18 protein-coding genes and 1 tRNA gene are annotated in these 17,986 nt (G+C 66.6%); 2 read left to right on the top strand and 17 right to left on the bottom strand.

Annotation, left to right across the window (positions count from 1 at the left end):
• From VFL99_RS10470 to VFL99_RS10550, 17 genes are all read right to left on the bottom strand, one after another.
• Positions 1-849 (bottom strand): glycerate kinase (locus VFL99_RS10470; RefSeq protein ID WP_325106296.1); only part of this gene is annotated, 849 nt, incomplete at its 3' end.
• Positions 850-979: 130 nt separating this feature from the next.
• Positions 980-1,951 (bottom strand): 2-hydroxyacid dehydrogenase, encoded by a 972-nt coding sequence (locus VFL99_RS10475; protein ID WP_325106297.1) that lies wholly within the window; start codon positions 1,949-1,951, stop codon positions 980-982.
• Positions 1,952-1,998: 47 nt separating this feature from the next.
• Positions 1,999-2,832: an NAD-dependent epimerase/dehydratase family protein gene (locus VFL99_RS10480; RefSeq protein WP_325106298.1), complete on the bottom strand. Its 834-nt coding sequence runs from the start codon at positions 2,830-2,832 to the stop codon at positions 1,999-2,001.
• A gap of 46 nt (positions 2,833-2,878) precedes the next feature.
• On the bottom strand, positions 2,879-3,607 hold the full coding sequence (locus VFL99_RS10485; protein WP_325106299.1) for an SDR family NAD(P)-dependent oxidoreductase: 729 nt from the start codon (positions 3,605-3,607) through the stop codon (positions 2,879-2,881).
• Positions 3,604-4,485: an oligopeptide/dipeptide ABC transporter ATP-binding protein gene (locus VFL99_RS10490; protein WP_325106300.1), complete on the bottom strand. Its 882-nt coding sequence runs from the start codon at positions 4,483-4,485 to the stop codon at positions 3,604-3,606. Before VFL99_RS10490 ends, VFL99_RS10485 begins: the two co-directional genes overlap by 4 nt.
• Positions 4,486-4,558: 73 nt before the next feature.
• Positions 4,559-5,332 (bottom strand): ATP-binding cassette domain-containing protein, encoded by a 774-nt coding sequence (locus VFL99_RS10495; protein WP_325106301.1) that lies wholly within the window; start codon positions 5,330-5,332, stop codon positions 4,559-4,561.
• Positions 5,329-6,174 carry an ABC transporter permease gene (locus VFL99_RS10500; RefSeq protein ID WP_325106302.1) on the bottom strand — a complete coding sequence of 282 codons (846 nt, stop codon included), beginning with the start codon at positions 6,172-6,174 and terminating at the stop codon, positions 5,329-5,331. The genes VFL99_RS10495 and VFL99_RS10500 overlap by 4 nt, the downstream gene beginning before the upstream one ends.
• 104 nt (positions 6,175-6,278) lie before the next feature.
• Positions 6,279-7,439, bottom strand: coding sequence for an ABC transporter permease (locus tag VFL99_RS10505; protein WP_325106303.1), 1,161 nt, complete (start codon positions 7,437-7,439; stop codon positions 6,279-6,281).
• A complete protein-coding gene (locus VFL99_RS10510; RefSeq protein ID WP_325106304.1) occupies positions 7,436-8,851 on the bottom strand; it encodes an ABC transporter substrate-binding protein in 1,416 nt (471 codons plus the stop codon). The genes VFL99_RS10505 and VFL99_RS10510 overlap by 4 nt, the downstream gene beginning before the upstream one ends.
• A gap of 273 nt (positions 8,852-9,124) precedes the next feature.
• Entirely contained in the window at positions 9,125-10,522 is a 1,398-nt protein-coding gene (locus tag VFL99_RS10515) for an amidohydrolase family protein (RefSeq protein ID WP_325106341.1), read from the bottom strand.
• A 26-nt stretch (positions 10,523-10,548) separates the two neighbouring features.
• On the bottom strand, positions 10,549-11,268 hold the full coding sequence (locus VFL99_RS10520) for a FadR/GntR family transcriptional regulator (protein ID WP_325106305.1): 720 nt from the start codon (positions 11,266-11,268) through the stop codon (positions 10,549-10,551).
• 500 nt (positions 11,269-11,768) lie between these two features.
• Positions 11,769-11,845 (bottom strand) — tRNA-Val (locus VFL99_RS10525).
• A gap of 92 nt (positions 11,846-11,937) precedes the next feature.
• Positions 11,938-12,813: an aminotransferase class IV gene (locus VFL99_RS10530; protein ID WP_325106306.1), complete on the bottom strand. Its 876-nt coding sequence runs from the start codon at positions 12,811-12,813 to the stop codon at positions 11,938-11,940.
• Positions 12,810-13,358, bottom strand: a complete 549-nt coding sequence (gene idi / locus VFL99_RS10535) for an isopentenyl-diphosphate Delta-isomerase (RefSeq protein WP_325106307.1) — start codon at positions 13,356-13,358, stop codon at positions 12,810-12,812. The genes VFL99_RS10530 and idi overlap by 4 nt, the downstream gene beginning before the upstream one ends.
• Positions 13,359-13,401: 43 nt before the next feature.
• Positions 13,402-14,421 (bottom strand): NAD(P)/FAD-dependent oxidoreductase, encoded by a 1,020-nt coding sequence (locus VFL99_RS10540; protein WP_325106308.1) that lies wholly within the window; start codon positions 14,419-14,421, stop codon positions 13,402-13,404.
• Positions 14,418-14,954 carry an isoprenylcysteine carboxyl methyltransferase family protein gene (locus VFL99_RS10545; RefSeq protein ID WP_325106309.1) on the bottom strand — a complete coding sequence of 179 codons (537 nt, stop codon included), beginning with the start codon at positions 14,952-14,954 and terminating at the stop codon, positions 14,418-14,420. Before VFL99_RS10545 ends, VFL99_RS10540 begins: the two co-directional genes overlap by 4 nt.
• 4 nt (positions 14,955-14,958) lie before the next feature.
• Entirely contained in the window at positions 14,959-16,026 is a 1,068-nt protein-coding gene (locus tag VFL99_RS10550; RefSeq protein WP_325106310.1) for a type III polyketide synthase, read from the bottom strand.
• A 60-nt stretch (positions 16,027-16,086) separates the two neighbouring features.
• On the opposite strand from VFL99_RS10550, the gene VFL99_RS10555 reads away from it, so the two are divergent.
• Both VFL99_RS10555 and VFL99_RS10560 read left to right on the top strand, forming a co-directional pair.
• The gene (locus tag VFL99_RS10555) at positions 16,087-16,896 is read left to right on the top strand and encodes a UbiA family prenyltransferase (RefSeq protein ID WP_325106311.1); all 810 of its coding nucleotides are present in this window, start codon (positions 16,087-16,089) and stop codon (positions 16,894-16,896) included.
• Positions 16,897-17,005: 109 nt separating this feature from the next.
• Complete coding sequence (locus VFL99_RS10560; protein WP_325106312.1) at positions 17,006-17,983, top strand: UDP-glucuronic acid decarboxylase family protein; 978 nt, start codon at positions 17,006-17,008, stop codon at positions 17,981-17,983.
• Positions 17,984-17,986 lie beyond the last annotated feature (3 nt).

The following is a 17,986-nucleotide window of genomic DNA, read 5'->3' on the forward strand; positions in this document are numbered from 1 at the left end:
CAGGTCGGCACCGACGAGCTTCTCCCGGAAGCCGACGAGGTCCAGGACCAGGTCGATGCCCGGGCGCAACCGGGCCCCCAGGACGGCCAGGGCGGCATAGCCGACGCCACCGGCGGCACCGGCGCCCGGCTCCTCCCGCACGTCAGCACCGGTCGTGGCGGTCACCACGTCGGCCAAATGCGCCAGGTGGGCGTCCAGTGCCGCCACGTCGGCAGCACTGGCGCCCTTCTGCGGCCCGTAGACCGCGGCGGCACCGCGGGGGCCGGTGAGCGGGTTGTCCACGTCACAGGCGACGGTGACCGTCACCTCCCCCATGCGCGCACGAAGGGGTGCCAGGTCGAGCCCGGCCAGGCCACCGAGCGACCCGCCGCCGTCGGCCAAGGGCGCCCCGGCGGCATCGAGCAACCGGGCGCCGAGCGCCGTCAGCATGCCCGCCCCTCCGTCGGTGCTCGCGCTGCCACCGATACCGAGGACCAGCCGCCTGCACCCCGCGTCGATGGCAGCCGCCATGACCTCCCCGAGCCCGCGGCTCGTGGCCGTGAGCGGCTCCTGGCGTCCCCCGGGCAGCCGCACCAGCCCCGAGACGTCCGCCATCTCGATGACCGCCAGGTCGCCGGCCCGGGCATAGGTCGTCCGCACCGGCTCCCCCGTCGGACCGGCCGCCCGGACCGAGACGGGCTCGTAGCCCGCGGCCAGCGCGGCCGCCACCGTGCCGTCCCCACCATCGGCGACCGGCACGGCGACGACGTCCGCGGCCACCACCCGGCGCAGCCCGCTGCCCACCGCGGCGGCGACCTGCTCCGCAGTCAGCGAGCCCTTGAACTTGTCCGGGGCGACCACAACGGTCACGGAGTCCTCCTGGTGGCTGGGCTTGGGCCGTTGAGCTCGTGCCGCGTGTGCAGCCGGAACGATGGGTCCAACGAGCCGCCCACGGGTGGGGCAGTTGCGTGGCTGTCTTGAGGGATGCGCCGGGACAGCGTCACCCGCCATTTACGACGTGGTTGGGCACGCCGCCGTTGGCAACAGCAATGGCATTGTTGGCGCAGACTTGGGCCATCTTGCTGCGAGTTGTGCGCGTTGCACTGCCCAGGTGCGGCAGGAGCACGGTGTTGGTGAGATCCGTCAGGCCCTCAGCGACGGCCGGTTCGTCTTCGTAGACGTCGAGGGCTGCGCCAGCAATGCTGCCTGCCTTTAGAGCGTCAACCAGCGCCTGTTCGTCAACAACGGCGCCCCGCGCCGTGTTGATGAGGTAGGCGGAAGGCTTCATCAGCTTGAGTGCCTGCTCGTCCACCAGGTGATGAGTTTCATGCGTGTGCGGTACGTGCAAGGACAGGTAGTCACTGTGCCCCAGCAGCTCCTCCCATGGCACGAAGGACACCAGTCGGGACCCGTCGTGTGGCCCCCCTGCCGAGGGAGGCGTCCGGGTCGTGCAGAGCACCTTCATGTCGAAGGCGAGGGCGCGACGGGCGACTGCCTGGGCGATTCGTCCGAAGCCCACCAGTCCGAGTGTGGCTCCCGTGACGTCCGATCCCAACAGGAGGTCCGGCTTCCAGCCGCGGTATCGCCCGGATCTCAGGAAGTCGTCACCCTCGACGCATCGGCGGGCGACTGCGAGGAGGAGCAGCATGGTCAGATCGGCGGTGGCTGTGGTCAGGACACCCGGTGTGTTGCAGACGATGATTCCGTGGCGAGTTGCAGCGTCGACGTCCACGTTGTCGAAGCCTACGGAGTAGTTGGAGATCCCGCGGATGGAGGCCACCGACAGTAGGTCCTCATCGAACTGGTCACGCAACTGGGCAACGACGACGTCATACTTGCCCGAAGCGCACCCTTCTTTCAGCTGCTGGGGACTGTAGCCATCCGGCAGGACGTGCACCTCGCCGGCCTGGGCGAGCAAGTCCATGCCGGAATCGGGTATGGCGGTGGTCACAAGAAACCGTGGTGGCGTCATGCGGCGTCTCTCACAAGCGCTGGCAACTTCATTTCCGTTCCGTTCGGCTAGCTGGCCACCAACATGTCAGGTAGCGCCTCTGCGACCGTTGTGAGATGCCTGTCGGGCACCAAACGAGCGACGTCCTCACTGGTGAACCCTCCGGGGTAGGTTGCGAGGTCGCGTTCGTTGCTGTCCGACGGCTTCGCGACCGCCCCGGTTGCCTTGGCGACCAAAGTGGCGAGCACCTCTTGGCCGACGAACTCCACCACCAGGTCGCAGGTCTCCGGCGGTACTTGCACTGAGCCGAGCGCGGCTAGTGCCGCGGCCAGATCGGCGATGTGGATCAGCGGCACCTTGCCGTGGGGAGCGTAACTGACAAGGCCGTCCCGGCGCGCCTGAAGGATCATGTTGTCCAGGGTGTCCAGTGTCTGTCTGCCGCGGCCGTAGACGGATCCGATGCGCGCCGACGTGTGCAGAATATCTACCCCCATCTGTGCGCGCAACGCCGCTTCGCCGAAGCGCTTGGAGGCGCCGTATACGGTCAACGGCTCCGGGCAGTTGGGTGAACCGCCATCGAAGCCGCTGACGCTTGAGGCATACACCACGCGGCTGGCGCCGGACTCTCTGGCAGCCTCGAAGACGTTGACCGTCCCCCCGCAGTTGACTGCGGCGACCAAGCCTGGGTCGGACGGGGCCACCATGGGCCCGGAGATGCCGGCGAGGTGGAACACGACGTCCGGGCGCACGTTTCGCATGCATTCGTGCACGGCTTCGGCATCCCGGACATCTACCTCGTGGCCCCGTAGGGCAAGAGGCTGCACGTCCCAGCCGAGCTCGCCGAGCTGAGCTGTCAGATGGCCTCCAATGAACCCTGTCGATCCGGTGATCAGTGCCTTCAATGGAAGACCCCTAACGTCTGTGTGCTTGGCAGCTGAGCTTGGGCATTCAGAGCATCACGTCCCCACCGGATGGGCACAGTGTCTGCCCGACGTAGAACTCGCCATCGACGCTGGCCAGCATGAGCACTGTGCCCGCGATCTCGGGGGGCGTGCCCAGGCGTCCTATGGGCATCTCCATCAATTTGCGCTCAATGAATTCCTCGCCGCACGCGCGAAGGACCGGGCTGTCCACGGGGCCTGGCGCGACGGTATTGACGAAGACGTTCGCGGCGATTGCCTCTCGGGCGAAGGCTCGGGTGAAGCCAAGGGTGCCGGCCTTGGCCGCGCAGTAGTGTGCCAGGTTCGCAGCGCCCTTGTAGGCTAGTTGTGATGAGATGTTGATGATCTTGCCGGATCTCTGACGCTGCATCCGCAGGAACCCTTCCTTGCAGCAATAGAATGTTCCGGTTAGGTGCACGTTCAGCATGTTGTTCCAGTTCGAGCTCGTCATGGCCTCGACCGGCTCGGACTGCTCATACCCAGCGGCGTTGACCAGGACGTCCAAGCGGCCGTACTGCTTGTCAACGGACGCAAAGCCCTGAGCGACCGACTCTTCGCTGCCGACGTTCATGTCGACCGGGAAGTGTTCGCTTGTCCCGGTTCGCGAGGTGGCGTCCAAGTCGGCGAGTACGACCTTGGCGCCGTTTGACGACAGCGTGTCAGCGATGGCCGCGCCCAAGACACCGCAGCCGCCGGTGACCATGGCCACCTTCCCTTCAAGCCTGGCTGTGTTCACGCCGACTTCACCCCTTCTTCCTCTCTCGAACGGATTTCTTTGTCGATGTCTTCTGCCTTCCAGCACGCCCACTGGTGATCGGAACCGCCCAGTAGGCGCTGCTCCTCCGCCCAGCATCGGGCCTCAGCGAAGGGGCATCTGCCGGCCAGCGGGCAGCCCTTGGGCCGATCTGTCGGGGACGGTATCTCGCCGGCGAGCTTCACGGACTCTTCGCGCAGCGATGCTGCGACCAATGCTCGGGCATACGGGTGCATTGGGTGTGAGAACACTCGTGACTTGTCTCCCTGCTCGACCACGTCACCCAGGTACATCACGTAGATGGTGTCGGCGAGGTGTTGGATGAAGGGCAAGTCGTGGGAGATGAGAAGAAGCGAGATCCCCGAGTTGCGCGCCAACGTGCGAAGTGCGCCGGCCATGAGGCGGCGCGAACGCAGGTCCAGTCCCGATGTGGGCTCGTCGGCTACGATGACCCGCGCCCCGGCCACTACTGCCCTGACCAGGTTGATGACCTTTTGATAGCCGGGCGAGAGGTCGCTTGGATGTTGGTCCAAGATGTCGGTGCGCATGCCCATCGACTCAACGGCGTCAGCGATGTCTTGTTCGCTGGCCCCGGAAGCGGCTGCGGCTTCTCGCAGGGATTCGCCGATCGTCCATCGCGGATCCAAGGACTCGAAAGCGTCCTGGAAGGCCATCTGTACCTTCGGGACGGATCTCGTCCGCCTGCTCCAGGTCAGCGGCTCGCCCAGCACCGTCACGGAGCCACTGGTCGGCCGCAGGTATCCGGACAGGCAGTATCCGAGGGTGCTCTTCCCGGAACCGCTCTCTCCCACGATGCCGACGACAGAGCCTTCTGTCACGGTCAGGGAGACGTCGTTCACGGCGACCAGCGGTCGAGTACTTCCCGCCACTGAAAATTCGCGCCGCAGCCCAGTTACCTCCAATGATGGGTAGTCACGCTGACTGTTCACAGTCGATCCCTTCAGGAAGGTCTTCAAGAGACACGAGCGCCACGTACTCTCGCCATAGATCAGGCACTTCGCCCGAGGAGCGTGCGCAGCCCTCCGCGAACATGTACACCACATCCGAGACGTGCTCCACCAGCAGCGGATCGTGGCTTGCGAAAACGACGACTCTGTCTGCCTCGAGTGCGGTGCTCCTCACCAAGCTGGCAATTTGCATTTCCAGTGTCGCGTCAAGCCCCACGAGTGCGTCGTCAAGCACGACGAGTCGCGCGTCGGTCAGCAGGGCAGCTGCGATAACGACTCGCTGCGCCATGCCGCCGCTGATCTCGTGTGGATAGTTCCGCATGCGGCGGACGGGATCATCGATGCCCAGTTCGACCAGCATGGCCTGCGACGCCGCCTCGGCAGTCGATGCGGAGGCACCTTTGTGGGAGGCACGGTAAGCGTCGATCAGCTGGCGCCCGCACCGCTGCAGGGGATCGAGCAGACTGCGTGGGTCTGCACCGATCCAGCAGGCGTCTTTGCCCGGCTTCATGTGCACGCGTCCGGCCTTCAGCAGCTCCTCGCCGTCGCGTGTGCACGCGCCGCTGACGGTCCAGTTCGGGTCAGCTAGCCCCACGAGCGTCTGGCACAGTACGCTCTTGCCGCTTCGAGAGGGACCGGTGAGTCCGGTGAGAGCGCCAGGTTCGAGGGCCATCTCCGGGACTTCAACCAGCAGGCGGTTCCCGGCGCTCACTCGGAAATCTTTCAATGTGATGGTCACGATGCCGCACCAATCCTTGTTCGGGGTCGGCTCCGGTGGGCGATGAACCTGTTGCCGAACCAGATGCTGAGGTAAGACAGTGCCCACACGGTCAGGATGATGGCCACACCGGGAAATACCGAGGCCCACCATTTTCCGATGAGCAGCTGCTGTGCTCCGGACGCGGCGTCTGCCCCCCATTCTGGGGTAGGCGGCCTGACTCCGGCGCCGATGAAGCCCAGGTCGGCCGTGAGCAGTACTGCTAGACCCGCGTTCACGGACATCTGGATCACAGATGACCCGAGGCTGTTCGGCAGGACGTGTCCCAGCATCACTTTGCGCGCACCCACCCCGAGATGCCGTGAGATCCGCACGTATGCCTTCTCGCTTGTCGCGAGGGCTTCGGCGCGGACGAGCCTGGCGATGACGGGTATGAACAGAAGCGACAGGACGATCATGACGTTGAGTCGGGACTGGCCGCGGATGGCCACGAAGGCGAGGGCCAGGATGAAGATGGGGAAGGACTGGAGGAAGTCCAGCAGCCGCATCAGTCCCTCGCTGAGGAAGTTTCGGACGTAGCCTGCAAAGACGCCCAGCAGGCCTCCCGCAACCATGGCCACGGCGACGCAGATGAGGGCGATGAGCAGGTCGGTCCTCGTGGCGTACACGATTCTTGAGAACATGTCGACCCCGTTGGCTTCCGTGCCGAGCCAGTGCGTACTCGAAGGGGGAAGCAGCACCTGTGAGGCGTTCGCCGAGACGGGAGAGTGGGTGGTCAGCAGCCCGGGGGCGATCATGGCGACGACCTCGAAGGCCAGCACCACCGACGCCACGATCAGGCCGACGTTCTTCGGGCGAATCACCTTCTTGCGTGACGACGCCGACTCCGCGGGCGGCACATCTTTGGGTAGTCCAGATGCTGGCTCGCCGACTCGTCCGGTCAGTGATTCAACATGCCGAGGGGACATCACTTATCGCTCTCCTTCACCCCGAGCTTGAGCCGGGGGTCTGTAAGGGCATGGACAATATCGATCAGCAGGTACACAACGAGGGTGAAGATGGAGGCGATGATGAGGAATCCGAGGACTGCAAAATAGTCACTCTGCTGCACGGCTCCCACCACATATTGACCCAGGCCGCCCCACGCGAAGACCTGCTCCGTGACGACCACACCGGACAGGAGGAACACGAAGAGCGTTCCGGAAAGCGTGAGGATGGGCGGAAGGGCCTGTTTGAGGGTTCGCTTTGCTATCACCGCGTAGGACAGTCCCAGTGCGCGGGAGAAGTAGATGCTTCTGCTGCTGGCGAGTACTTCGAAGCTACCGCTTGCCATCCGCAGTACCGGCCCCAGGTTGACGATGACCAAAGTGGCGACCGGTAGGACTAGATGCCCAATGGAGTTGCTCACTACTGCCCATTGTCCGGCCAGAAGTCCGTCCAGGAGTGTTGACCCGGTGACTTGAGGCGGAGGAAGAATCGTCGGATCCAGCTGTCCGCTGGGTGAGGGCGCAATCCCCAATTGGTGGTAGAACAGGAACAGGAGCAGCAGGCCTATCCAGAAGTCGGGAAAGGACCCCGCGGTCGCTGAGTAGAAGCGTGCGAACCTGGTCAGCCAGTTCTTCGGCTTAAAGATGCCGAGGAGCCCGATGGCCAGCGCCAGAACGAGCAGCAGGACCATGGAGATCAGCAGGAGCTCCAGTGTCGGGGCCGCCCGCGTTGCCAAGTCGTGCGATACCTGGTTGGAGGTTGCGGTTGACGTCCCCAAGTTACCGTGTACCGCGTTCTGCAGGTACAGCAGGTACTGCTCCGGGAGCGGTTTGTTCAGCCCTAGCTGGTCCCGCAACGCCTTCACGCTGCTGGGGGTGGCCAGCGGCCCCAACAGCGACTTGGCGGGATCGCCCGGTATCAGGTGCAGGAGTAGGAACGCGACGACACTGACTGCCAGCGTTTGCGGAACGAGGAGCCCGACCCGATAGAGGTAGTACCTGGCACGGCCGCTCCTTGGCACGAGTTGACGCCGGCCGCGCCTGTCGGGCGGTCGGGTCGGCTCCGGAGTGCCGCCCCCTTCCTCCGCAGGCATAGCGGCCGCGTCCACGGCAAGCTGATGACGCTGTCCCTCGATAGTCATGACACCTTCAAGTTCCAGTACTCGATGGGGTTGACCGGCGTTCGCCACGCAAACCCTGAAACCTTGTCTCCGAGCAGGACGTGGTAGCCGGGGTACACCAAGTAGATCCACGGCGGGTCCTCCATGACCCGCTTCTGCACTTCGCGCGAGAGCCTCAGCGTCTCCTGGTCGTCGACGGTCGACAGCATCTTGTGAATCACTTCGTCCACGTCCCGATCCTGATACTGGGAGTAGTTGATGGCGGAATTGCTGTTCAACCACAGATTCAAGGCATAGGAGGGGGTGGGCAACTGTGAGGAATCGACGTACAAGTACATGGGGTACTTGTGCGTGAGAATGTTCTGCAGATACGTGGACGCGGGCTGCTCAGACAGTTGGATCTGGACCCCGATCTTTGCGAGATCCGTCTGAATCAGCTGAGCCATCTGCGCCTCGACCGCGTCGCCAGCCCGGTAACTGAGAGAACTCGACAGCGACGGATGGCCAGCCTTCCTCAGAAGGCTCTTCGCCTTCTCCGGGTCATAGGTGTAGTCGAAGAAGCCAGCATCGTAGGTGGGGTAAGACGGAGGCAAGGGGCTCTTGCAGACCTTCGCTAGGCCATCCCATGGCCCTTCGATGATCGCCTTTCGGTCAATGGCGTAGTTCAGCGCCTGGCGGACAAGCGGTTGGTCGAAGGGTGCCTGCTTGTTGTTGAACTCGACTCGGTAGACGGAGTTCGCAACGAGTGAGACGGCTTTGGCGCTGCTGGACTTCTGCCCCTGCACGAAGTCTCGTGGCGCCAGGTCCTCGGCGATTTGCGCTCCACCGTTGAGCAGCAGGGCAAGACGGCTGGAGGACTCAGGAACCTCTTGGAAGACCACGCGTGAGATCGACGGGCGCCCTCTGTAGTAGCCATTGAAGGCAGAGAGCACGACTTGGTGACCCGGCTGCCACTGCGTGATCTGGTACGGCGCGAAGGAAGGTGAGTTCTTCGACACCCATTGACGCGCCCACGGATCATCGGCCGTCGCATTCTTCTTAGCAGCCTTGGAGTCGAGTATGCCCAGGTCCATGTTGATCCAGAGTGACTCCAGCAGCGGGCTGGGCTCCGGGACGCGCAGCCTGATCGTGTGGTCATCGAGGACCTGCCAGCCCGGCTTGGTCATGCGCAGGACCGACCGCAGGTAGAAACTGCCGACGGTCTTCAGCGCCCAGGCCCGATCCCAGGTCCACTTGACATCCTCAGCCGTGAACGGGTTTCCCCACGGGCTCTTGACGCCCTTGCGCAGATGGAAGGTGATCTCCGTGCTGTCCTTGTTCAGCTCCCACGATGCGGCCAGTCGTGGCTCGAGCTTGTTGAAGTCCTCCTGGCGCACCCCTTGTTCTGGACTCGCCTGCAGGCCATAGGCCATGAGGCGCTCCATCGTGTTCATTCTGACTTCGTGGGATTGAGCTGACGTATCGAAGTCTTGGTCAACGCTTGCCGGCGTAGTCAGGGCGGCGACCACGAGCACTGACCCGGAACCGCCCGTCGAGGCGGACCCTTGAGAACTGGATGAGCTGCACGCCGCGATCCCGGGAAGCAGGAGCACCGTTCCCGTGGCGAGTCCTGCCTTCAGAAGGCCCCTGCGGCTGATGTCAAATCGGGTGTCATTCATTGCGTATTCCTCTCCAACGACCGTGCCACAGGCATCGAGGTCAGGTGTTTAACAGAGCAAAGTGGCGCTTGATGGCGCGGACTCGAGTTGCCGGCCACGGACTTCGTTATCGACCATGGCACCGTCCCGGAGGACGACTTGGCCTCCAACGAGGACCGTCTCTACCGAGGCCCGAAGTTCAACCCCCTCAAACGGGGAGTAATCCGTCGCCATGTGCAGGTTGTTCACTGCCACCGGAGCGCAGGTATCCGTGTTCAAGATGACGACATCTGCATCTGCTCCAGGGGCAATGACGCCCTTGCGTGGGTATATCCCGTTCAATCGCGCCGGATTAGCGCACAGCATAGCGACCAGCGCCTGAGGGTGCATAGACCCGCGGACAGCAAGCTCACTGAAAATGAGCGGAAGACGGAGCTCGACCCCAGGCATTCCGTTCGGCATGTGCCGAACATCATCGCGGCACGCGAGCTTCTGCTTCAGATCGAAACAGTTGTGATCGCTTCCGATTGTCTGCACTTCTTGACGTATGACCGACTCCCGGAGTCCTCTCATTGTCTCCGGGCTCCGCAGGGGCGGGCAGCACACGTAACGCTCAGGCTGGTCCTCTGCGTACCGCTCATTGTTCATGAGGAGGTAATGGGGACAGGTCTCGCTGTAAGCGAGCACACCTCGCGCCCTCGCCTCGCGAACCAGCTCCACGGCTCGTGGTGTTGACTGATGCACAAAGTAGGCATGCGAGCCCAAGGCTTCAGCGATGTTCAGGATCTCTGAGACCGCGGCTTCCTCAGTGTGCTCAGGTCGCGTCTTGCTGTGGTAGGCAGCCGACATCTCTTCCCGAGCCAATGCGTGCTCATGCGCGGCCTCAACCAAGTGGTTTGACTCCGCATGGATGTAGGCGATCCCGCCCAACTCGGATAAGCACTGCATCACCTTCAGTACCGTGTCGGAGGTCGCCATCACCGAGTCCCGGTAGGTGGTGAAGAGCTTGACCGTCCGGACGCCGATCTTCGCCATCTCTGCGAGCTGATCAGCTGTGTCTTCTTCCCACTCCGTCACGCAGCCGTGCAGCGCCGTGTCGCACTTCGCGAGGCTCGCAAGTTTCAAGCGTTCCGTCACCGCGTCCCACGGCGTCTGCCCCGGAGTAGGTATGGCAAAGTCGACGATGGTGGTTGTGCCACCCCAGATCGCCGCGGAGGTCGCTTCACCGTAGTCATCTAGCGTTGTGTAGCTTCCCATTTCTGTCTTCACGTGGCAGTGCGGATCCACTCCGCCAGGAAGCACCAGCCTTCCGCCCGCAGCGATCACCTGCTGGACGCTTGGGGGCAGCTTGGCCGAAGGGTCGACCAGCGCAACGATTTGCCTCCCGGCTATCAACACAGTCGCTGGCCCCGACCAGGTGTCATTGACGACAATGCCGCCGGTGATAGCGGTATGCGGCGTGCCCATCTCCACGGAAAAGTACCCCTCTCTACTTAGGAAAAGATCTGTCCCTGCAAATCAAATAGGTGCTGCTGCATGCACTTCTCCGCAGACTCGGAGCGTCCCTCTTCTATCGCGTCCAGTATCTGTGCGTGCTCTTCAATGTGAGCTTTCCTCAGATTGATGTCCCGCATGATCTGCTCGTTGACGAGCCTCCAAAGTGGGTGCCGCTCGTTGTCAACGAGTTGGAACGTGACCTCAGACAAGATGCTGTTGCGCGTGGCCTTGGCGAGCAGGAGGTGGAACTCCAAGCCACGCTCGACGAATTCAGTCACGCAAGCGGGGTCGGCCACGATGGCCGCATTGTCGGCCACGTTCGCGCGGAGTCCACGCATTTGCTCTGCGTCGATAGGGTGACGGGCAATGTGGGCCGCAACTTGTGGTTCGATCAGGCTCCTCGCCTCCAAGAGTTCTCGAGGCGGCGCGTCAATCGAGGACTGGCCATCGGACACTCGGCGAAGGCCAGGTCTGCTGACGTACGCCCCATCCCCCGGACGGCTCTCAATCGCGCCCGCCAGCTCAAGCACCAAGAGCGCCTCTCGCGCAGTGGGTCGGCTGACTCCTGCCTGCAAAGCCAGCTCTCGTTCAGCAGGCAGTCGCTCCCCCACCGAGAACTCACCCCGGGCGATGGCCGCCATCACCTGCTGAGCTACTGCGAGGTAGCGCCGGGAGGCTGCGATCGGCGCGAGCTTAGGTTGGTCAGACAGGTCCATATGTGGAGGTTAGACCACCGGACCGGAGGCGACAATGGTTTGCCGGGAGAAATCTTGGTTCGGCTCCGAGCTCCACCGACGGTTCCTGGGTTCGCGTCGTGAGTCGCGACGTGCGGCGTAACCGGGCAAGACACGCTGACCGAGTTCGGCGACAAGAGTCGGGATGAACGACAGAGGCGGAGTCGCGCGCTCGATGAAGGTCGCCGTGCCGCCGACGGCGCCGAGCGGCCGCGGTCGAGGACCAGGTCAGGCCGCCCGCCCTCGTGGGAAAGACCTGACCGGCCGACGGGCTGCTAAGGCACCTTGATCAAGACCGTGCTGAAGACAGCCCCGAATGAGGAGACCCAGGCTCGAGAGGGGAGCATCGCGTGGTCGCCACAGTTCGGCCGACGGCCTCTGTGCAGGCGGAAATGCGAACGCATTCGACACATATCCGACACGGAAACCGGAGGCACCGATCCCCCTTCGCGCATCCCCGCAGGTCATAGGCCGTTTGGCCGTGGTGGACGTGAAGGGACTCGAACCCCTGACCTCTCGCGTGTGAAGCGAACGCTCTAACCAACTGAGCTACACGTCCTCGCCCGTGGTGGGCGGTGCGCGATGAGGATAGCCAATGCCCGGGCCCGACGACGAATCCGGGGGTCTCCGGTAGGTCGCGTCGGGTCGTCCTCAGGGGTTCGGGCGCTCCTGGGACAACCGGGCGAAGACCTCCGCGGCCCGCTGGGTCACCGGCCCGGGAGTCGGCAGGTCGCGGTCGTCGACGGCGTGCACCGGCATGACGTCCTTCGTCGAGGACGTGATGAAGACCTCGTCTGCCTCCTGCAGCACCTCCACCGGCAGGGTCTGCTCCCGCACGGTGAGGCCCTCCTCGCGGCACCACTCGATGACCAGGCCGCGGGTGATTCCCGCCAGCGGACCCGCTTCGAGCGGCGGGGTGAGGACCTGGCCGTGCTGGACGACGAAGACGTTGGAGCCGGTGCACTCGCACAGCTCACCGCGGGTGTTGGCGAAGATCGCCTCGATCCCCCCGCGCTCCTGGGCGTAGGCGAGCGCGACGACGTTCTCGGCATACGACGTGGTCTTCAACCCGGCCACGGCGCTGCGTTCGTTGCGGGTCCACGGCACCACGACCACCTTGCCCGAGGCCGGCGGCAGCGGCTGTGGGGCGGTGCTGACGATGTAGGTGAAGTCCTGCGCACTGGTCCCGAACCGGTCTGAGCCCAACGGGCCCGGTCCGGCCGTCACGACGTAGCGCAGCCGGCCGAACTCGATCGGGTTGCCCTCGAGCACCGCCTCGATCCCCTGGCCGATCCGCTCCCGGTCGGCCGGCGGCAGGCCGATGCCGGCCAGCGACCGATCCAACCGCTCGTGGTGCCGGTCGAGGGCGAACGGCCGGCCGTTCACCACCTTGCAGGTCTCGAACACCCCGTCCCCCACCGAGATGCCGTGGTCGAGCGCGGCCAGGGCCGGCTTCTCGTCCACCCGCTCACCGTCGACCCAGACCCGGATCTCGCCACTCAACTCGCCCTTGCCCACGCTGCTCACTCTCCTACTCTCGCAGATGCCAGACGCGGGGCGAGCTGCGCGAGCTCGTCGTGCATCCACGGGCTGTACCGGTCCGGGTCGGCCTCGAGCAGCGTGGTGAGCTCGGTGACGTCCACCCAGCGCAGCTCGTCCACCTCGTCGGGGTTCGGCACGGGCTCGCCCACCGGCCGGGCCCAGTGGACCGGGCAGATCTCGTTCTCCACGGTGCCGTCCGCCATGACCGCGCGGTAGCGGAAGTCCGGGAGCACCGTCTCCAGGTCGGTGATCTCCAGTCCGAGCTCGTCTCGCGCGCGCCGCCGGATCGCCTCCGCCATCGGCTCGTCCGGCCCGGGGTGCCCGCAGAAGCTGTTCGTCCAGATGCCCGGCCAGGTCCGCTTGGTGCTCGCGCGCCGGGTGAGCAGCGTGCGCCCGGCGTCGTCGAACAGCCAGCAGGAGAAGGCCAGGTGCAGGGGCGTCGCGGTGTGGTGGACGGTGCGCTTGTCGGCGGTGCCACACGGGGCACCCTGCTCGTCGAGCAGGACCACGAGCTCGGTGTCGTCACTCATGCCGTGCATCCTGCCAGCGTGAGGTCGTGTCGGCGCCTGATGGTCAGCGGGCGAGTCGGTCCACGGCCCCCGCGAAGACGCCCGGCAGCCGCTCGGCAGTGGGGACCACGACCCGGCGCAGGCCCGGGCTGGCGGCCACGGCCACCAGCGCGCGGGTGAGCAACCGCGTCTCGCGCGTCACGCGGGACCATGCCACCTCGTAGTCCTGCGGCCGGTCGCGCACCACACAGTCCACGAGCTCCCGCGCGCACCGGACGGCCACGCCCAGCCCCTCGCCGGTCAGGGCGTCCACATAGCCAGCGGCGTCCCCGACCAGCAGGACGCGCCCCGCGACGCGCCTCCGCGCCGGCTGGTTCAGCGGACCGGCGCCGCGCTGGTCGGTCGCGGGCGCCGCGCCGCGCAGCCGTTCGCTCAGCACCGGGAACTGGCGCAGCTGCTCCCGGAACGGCCCCCGGGCCCCGGTCAGGAGCGCCACCCCGACGAGGTGGTTCCCCACCGGGGTGACGTACGCCTCCGCCGACGGGCCCCAGTGCACCTCCACCAGGTCGGTCCACGGAGCGCACGCGAAGTGCTGCCGGAGCCCGAAGCGCCGACCGCCGCGCGGGGCCGCCTCGAGCCGTAGCGCGCGACGCACCGAGGAGTGCAGCCCGTCGGCAGCCACGAGGTAGCGGGCGCTGACCCCACCGGCACGCACGTGCCCCTCCCCCTGGACGACGTCGCTCACCAACGCCTGCCGGATCGGTATGCCGGCACGCCCGGCGGCGTCGAGCAGCGCCCGGTGCAGCGTCGGTCGCCGGATGCCCCGGCCTGGCCCGCGTCGGAACGCCGCCTCCACCTGTCGTCGCCCGTCGAGGTAGCGGATGCCGGTGATCCGGTGCCCGACGGCGTCCACCCCCAGGGAGTGCAGCGCGGCCAACGCGCCCGGCATCAGCCCCTCCCCACACGCCTTGTCCTGCTCTCCCTGGCGACGTTCGAGGACGACGACGTCCAGGCCGGAGCGCGCGGCATACAAGGCGGTGGCGAGGCCCGCGGGACCGGCACCGACGACGACCAGGTCCTTCACCGCGAGACCGGTCGCTGGGCCGGTGCGTCCGCGAGGCGCAGGGCGGCGCGCTCCACCCGGATGCGAACCGCGAGCAGGGGAAGGTTGAGCGCCGTGAAGCACACCGCGGTCAGCCACGCGGTGTGGACGAGGGGCAGCGCGCAACCCTCGACGACGACGGCGACGTAGTTGGGGTGGGCGAGGAGCCGGTACGGTCCGGCGTGCACGAGCGGCAGGCCCGGCACGACGACGACCCGGGTGTTCCAGCGGTGGCCCAGCGTCGTGATGCACCACCACCGCAAAGCTTGGGCGCCGACGACGAGCGCGAGCATGGTCCAGCCGAGGGTGGGCTGGAACGGGCGCCGGGCGAGCCACGGCTCCAGCAGGCAGGCCCCGAGCAGACCGACGTGCAGGGCGACCATCCACGGGTAGTGCCCCCGGCCGAACTCCTCGCCACCGCGGCGCCGGGACCAGGCGAGGTTGCGCCGCGAGACGACGAGCTCGCCGACCCGCTCCAGCGCGACGAGACCGATGAGGGCGACGTACCAAGCCACCCGGTCACCACCGCAAGAGGACCAGCTCCGAGGCGAATCCGGGGCCGAGCGCCAGCATGAGGCCCGGCGTCCCCGGCTCCGGCCGGCGCCGCATGGTCTGTTCCAGGACGTGGAGGACCGAGGCGGACGACAGGTTGCCGATGTCCGCCAGCGAGTCCCACGTCATCGCGAAGGCATCCTGGTCGAGGTCGAGCACCTCCTGCATCGCCTCCAGGACGCGCGGCCCGCCGGGGTGCGCCACCCAGGTGGAGACATCCTGCAGTCGCACGCCTTCGTCGGTGAGGAAGTCACGGACGTCGTCGCCGACATACTTCTCGACGATGGCGGGAACGTCAGGGGAGAGAACGATCTTGAGGCCCCCGTCGACCACGTCCCAGCCCATCACACGTTCGGTGTCCGGGTAGAGGCGCGAGCGGGTGGCCAGCACCTGCGGGAGACCGCGGCCGGCCGCTCGCGCCGTGGGGTGGTCCTGGCCCACGGCCACGACGGCAGAGGCGCCGTCGCCGAACAGGCCGCTGGCGACCATGTTGCCCGCGGAGGCGTCGTTGCGCTGCACCGTGAGCGAACAGAGCTCGACGGCGAGGAGGACGGCGACCTCGCTCGGGTGCCCGACCAGGTAGTCGTGCACTCGCGCCACCCCGGCCGCGCCGGCGAGGCAGCCGAGCCCCATCAGCGGCACCCGCTTGACGTCCTGGCGCAGCCCGATGCGCGAGGCCATGCGTGCCTCGATCGACGGCACGGCAAGACCGGTCACGGTGGTGGAGACGACCAGGTCCACGTCCTCCGGTGCCAGGCCGGCCCCTTCCAGCGCCCCGATGAGCGCCTGTGCCCCGAGGTCGACGGCCACCTCGATGAAGCGGTCGTTGGCGGCACCGAAGCCGTCGAGCGCGGCATACTCGTCCAGCGGCAGGGCCAGGTGCCGGCTCCCCACCTTGGCGTTGGTGTGGAACCGTGCCAGCAGCTCGTGCCGGTCCTGCGGACCCAGGCACAGCCGCGCGAAGGCCTCGGTGATCTCGGCCTGCGCGTAGCGGTGCGGCGGCAGCGTCGTGTGCACCGCCGTGATCCTGGTCATAGGCCCCACCTTAGGAACGCACGCCCGTCCCGGCCCGTCGAACGCTTCTACGCTGGCTCCATGGCCAAGGCCCTCCTCGCGGCGTGCCACCCGGCGCCCACCGTCGCGGTCACGACCTTGGTCACCGTCCTGGGGTTCAGCGTGGGACTGCGCGGCGCCGCACTGGTCCTGTTGGCGCTCACCGTCCTGGCGGGGCAGCTGTCCATCGGGTGGAGCAACGACTGGCTCGACGCGGCGCGGGACCGGGCCGTGGCACGGACCGACAAGCCGGTTGCCTCCGGCCGGGTCAGTGAGCGCACCGTGCGGTGGGCGGCCCTGTGCGCGCTCGCGTTGATGGTCCCCATCTCGCTCGCCCTGGGCTGGCTCCCTGCGGTGGTGCACGCGCTCTGCGTCGCCATGGGATGGGCGTACAACGCCGGTGTGAAGGCGACCGTCGCCTCCTTCGTCCCGTATGCCGTGTGCTTCGGTTTGCTGCCCGCCGTCGCCACGACGGCGCTGCCCGGTCGTCCGTGGCCGCCGTGGTGGATGGTCGCCACGGGCGCCCTGCTGGGGCTGGGCGCCCACGTGCTCAACGTGCTGCCCGACCTCGAGCAGGACCGGCTCACCGGGGTCCGCGGGCTGCCGCAGCGGCTGGGCCGCCGCGCCGCCTCGGTCGTCGCGCCGTTGCTGTTGCTGGCCGCCACCGTCGTCGTCGCGTTCGGGCCACCCGGTCCGCCCGGGCCCGTGGCATGGGGCGGGGTCGGCGTCGCCGCCCTGCTCGGCGGGCAGGCCACACTGACCGCCCTGCGCCGGCACCGCAGCAGCTGGCCGTTCCGGTGCGCCCTGTTGATTGCGGCCGTGGACGTGGCCCTGCTGCTGTACCACGGTTGACGGGGCTTCTCCCGTGCCCGCGGTTTGAAGCGGCAGCGGTGAGGGTAGCCCGCTTGCCAAGTGATTCCCGCGGCGCCGTCTGCCGCTGCCCGGTGTCAGGAGGTTGGTCATGGTGGTGTCCACGCTCGAGCGCCCGCGCACGGTTCAACGTGCCGTGGTGACCGGCGGAGCAGGCTTCCTCGGCAGCCACCTGTGCGAGGCACTGCTGGCCGACGGCGTGGAAGTGGTCTGCCTGGACAACTTCCTGACCGGGACGCCGGCCAACGTCGCCCACCTGACCGACAATCCGGCAATGCGCCTGGTTCGTTGTGACCTCACGGATTTCGTGCACGTCCCCGGACCGGTCGACCTGGTGCTGCACTTCGCCTCCCCGGCCTCGCCGATCGACTACCTGAAGCTGCCCATCCACACGCTCAAGGTGGGGGCGATCGGCACCTGGCACGCGCTCGGGCTCGCCAAGGACAAGGGCGCCCGGTTCGTGCTGGCCTCCACCTCGGAGGTGTACGGCGACCCCCAGGTGCATCCTCAACCCGAGGACTACTGGGGGCACGTGAACCCGATCGGGCCGCGCGGGGTGTACGACGAGGGCAAGCGCTACGGCGAGGCGCTCACGACGGCGTATCGCACCAGCGAGGGCGTTGACACCGGAATCGTGCGCATCTTCAACACGTTTGGTCCACGGATGCGTCCACACGACGGTCGGGCCATCCCCACCTTCATCCGTCAGGCCCTCGCCGGCGAACCGTTGACGGTGGCCGGTGACGGGCAGCAGACCCGCTCGGTGTGCTACGTCGACGACCTCGTCACCGGCATCCTGGCGTTCGCCCGTGGCGGTCACCCGGGCCCGGTGAACATCGGCAACCCGGAGGAGATGACGGTCCTCAAGATCGCCGAAGACGTCATTGCGGCAACGGCTTCCGGCTCCCGGATCGAGCACGTGGAGCGACCCGTCGACGACCCGCAGGTGCGGCGGCCGGACACGACCCTGGCCCAGGAGCTGCTGGGGTGGGAGCCCGTCGTGTCGTGGCGGGACGGGCTGCACAGCACGGTCGACTGGTTCGCCGACCGGGCGCGCGACACGGCATAGACC

Source organism: Segeticoccus sp. (assembly GCF_035708005.1).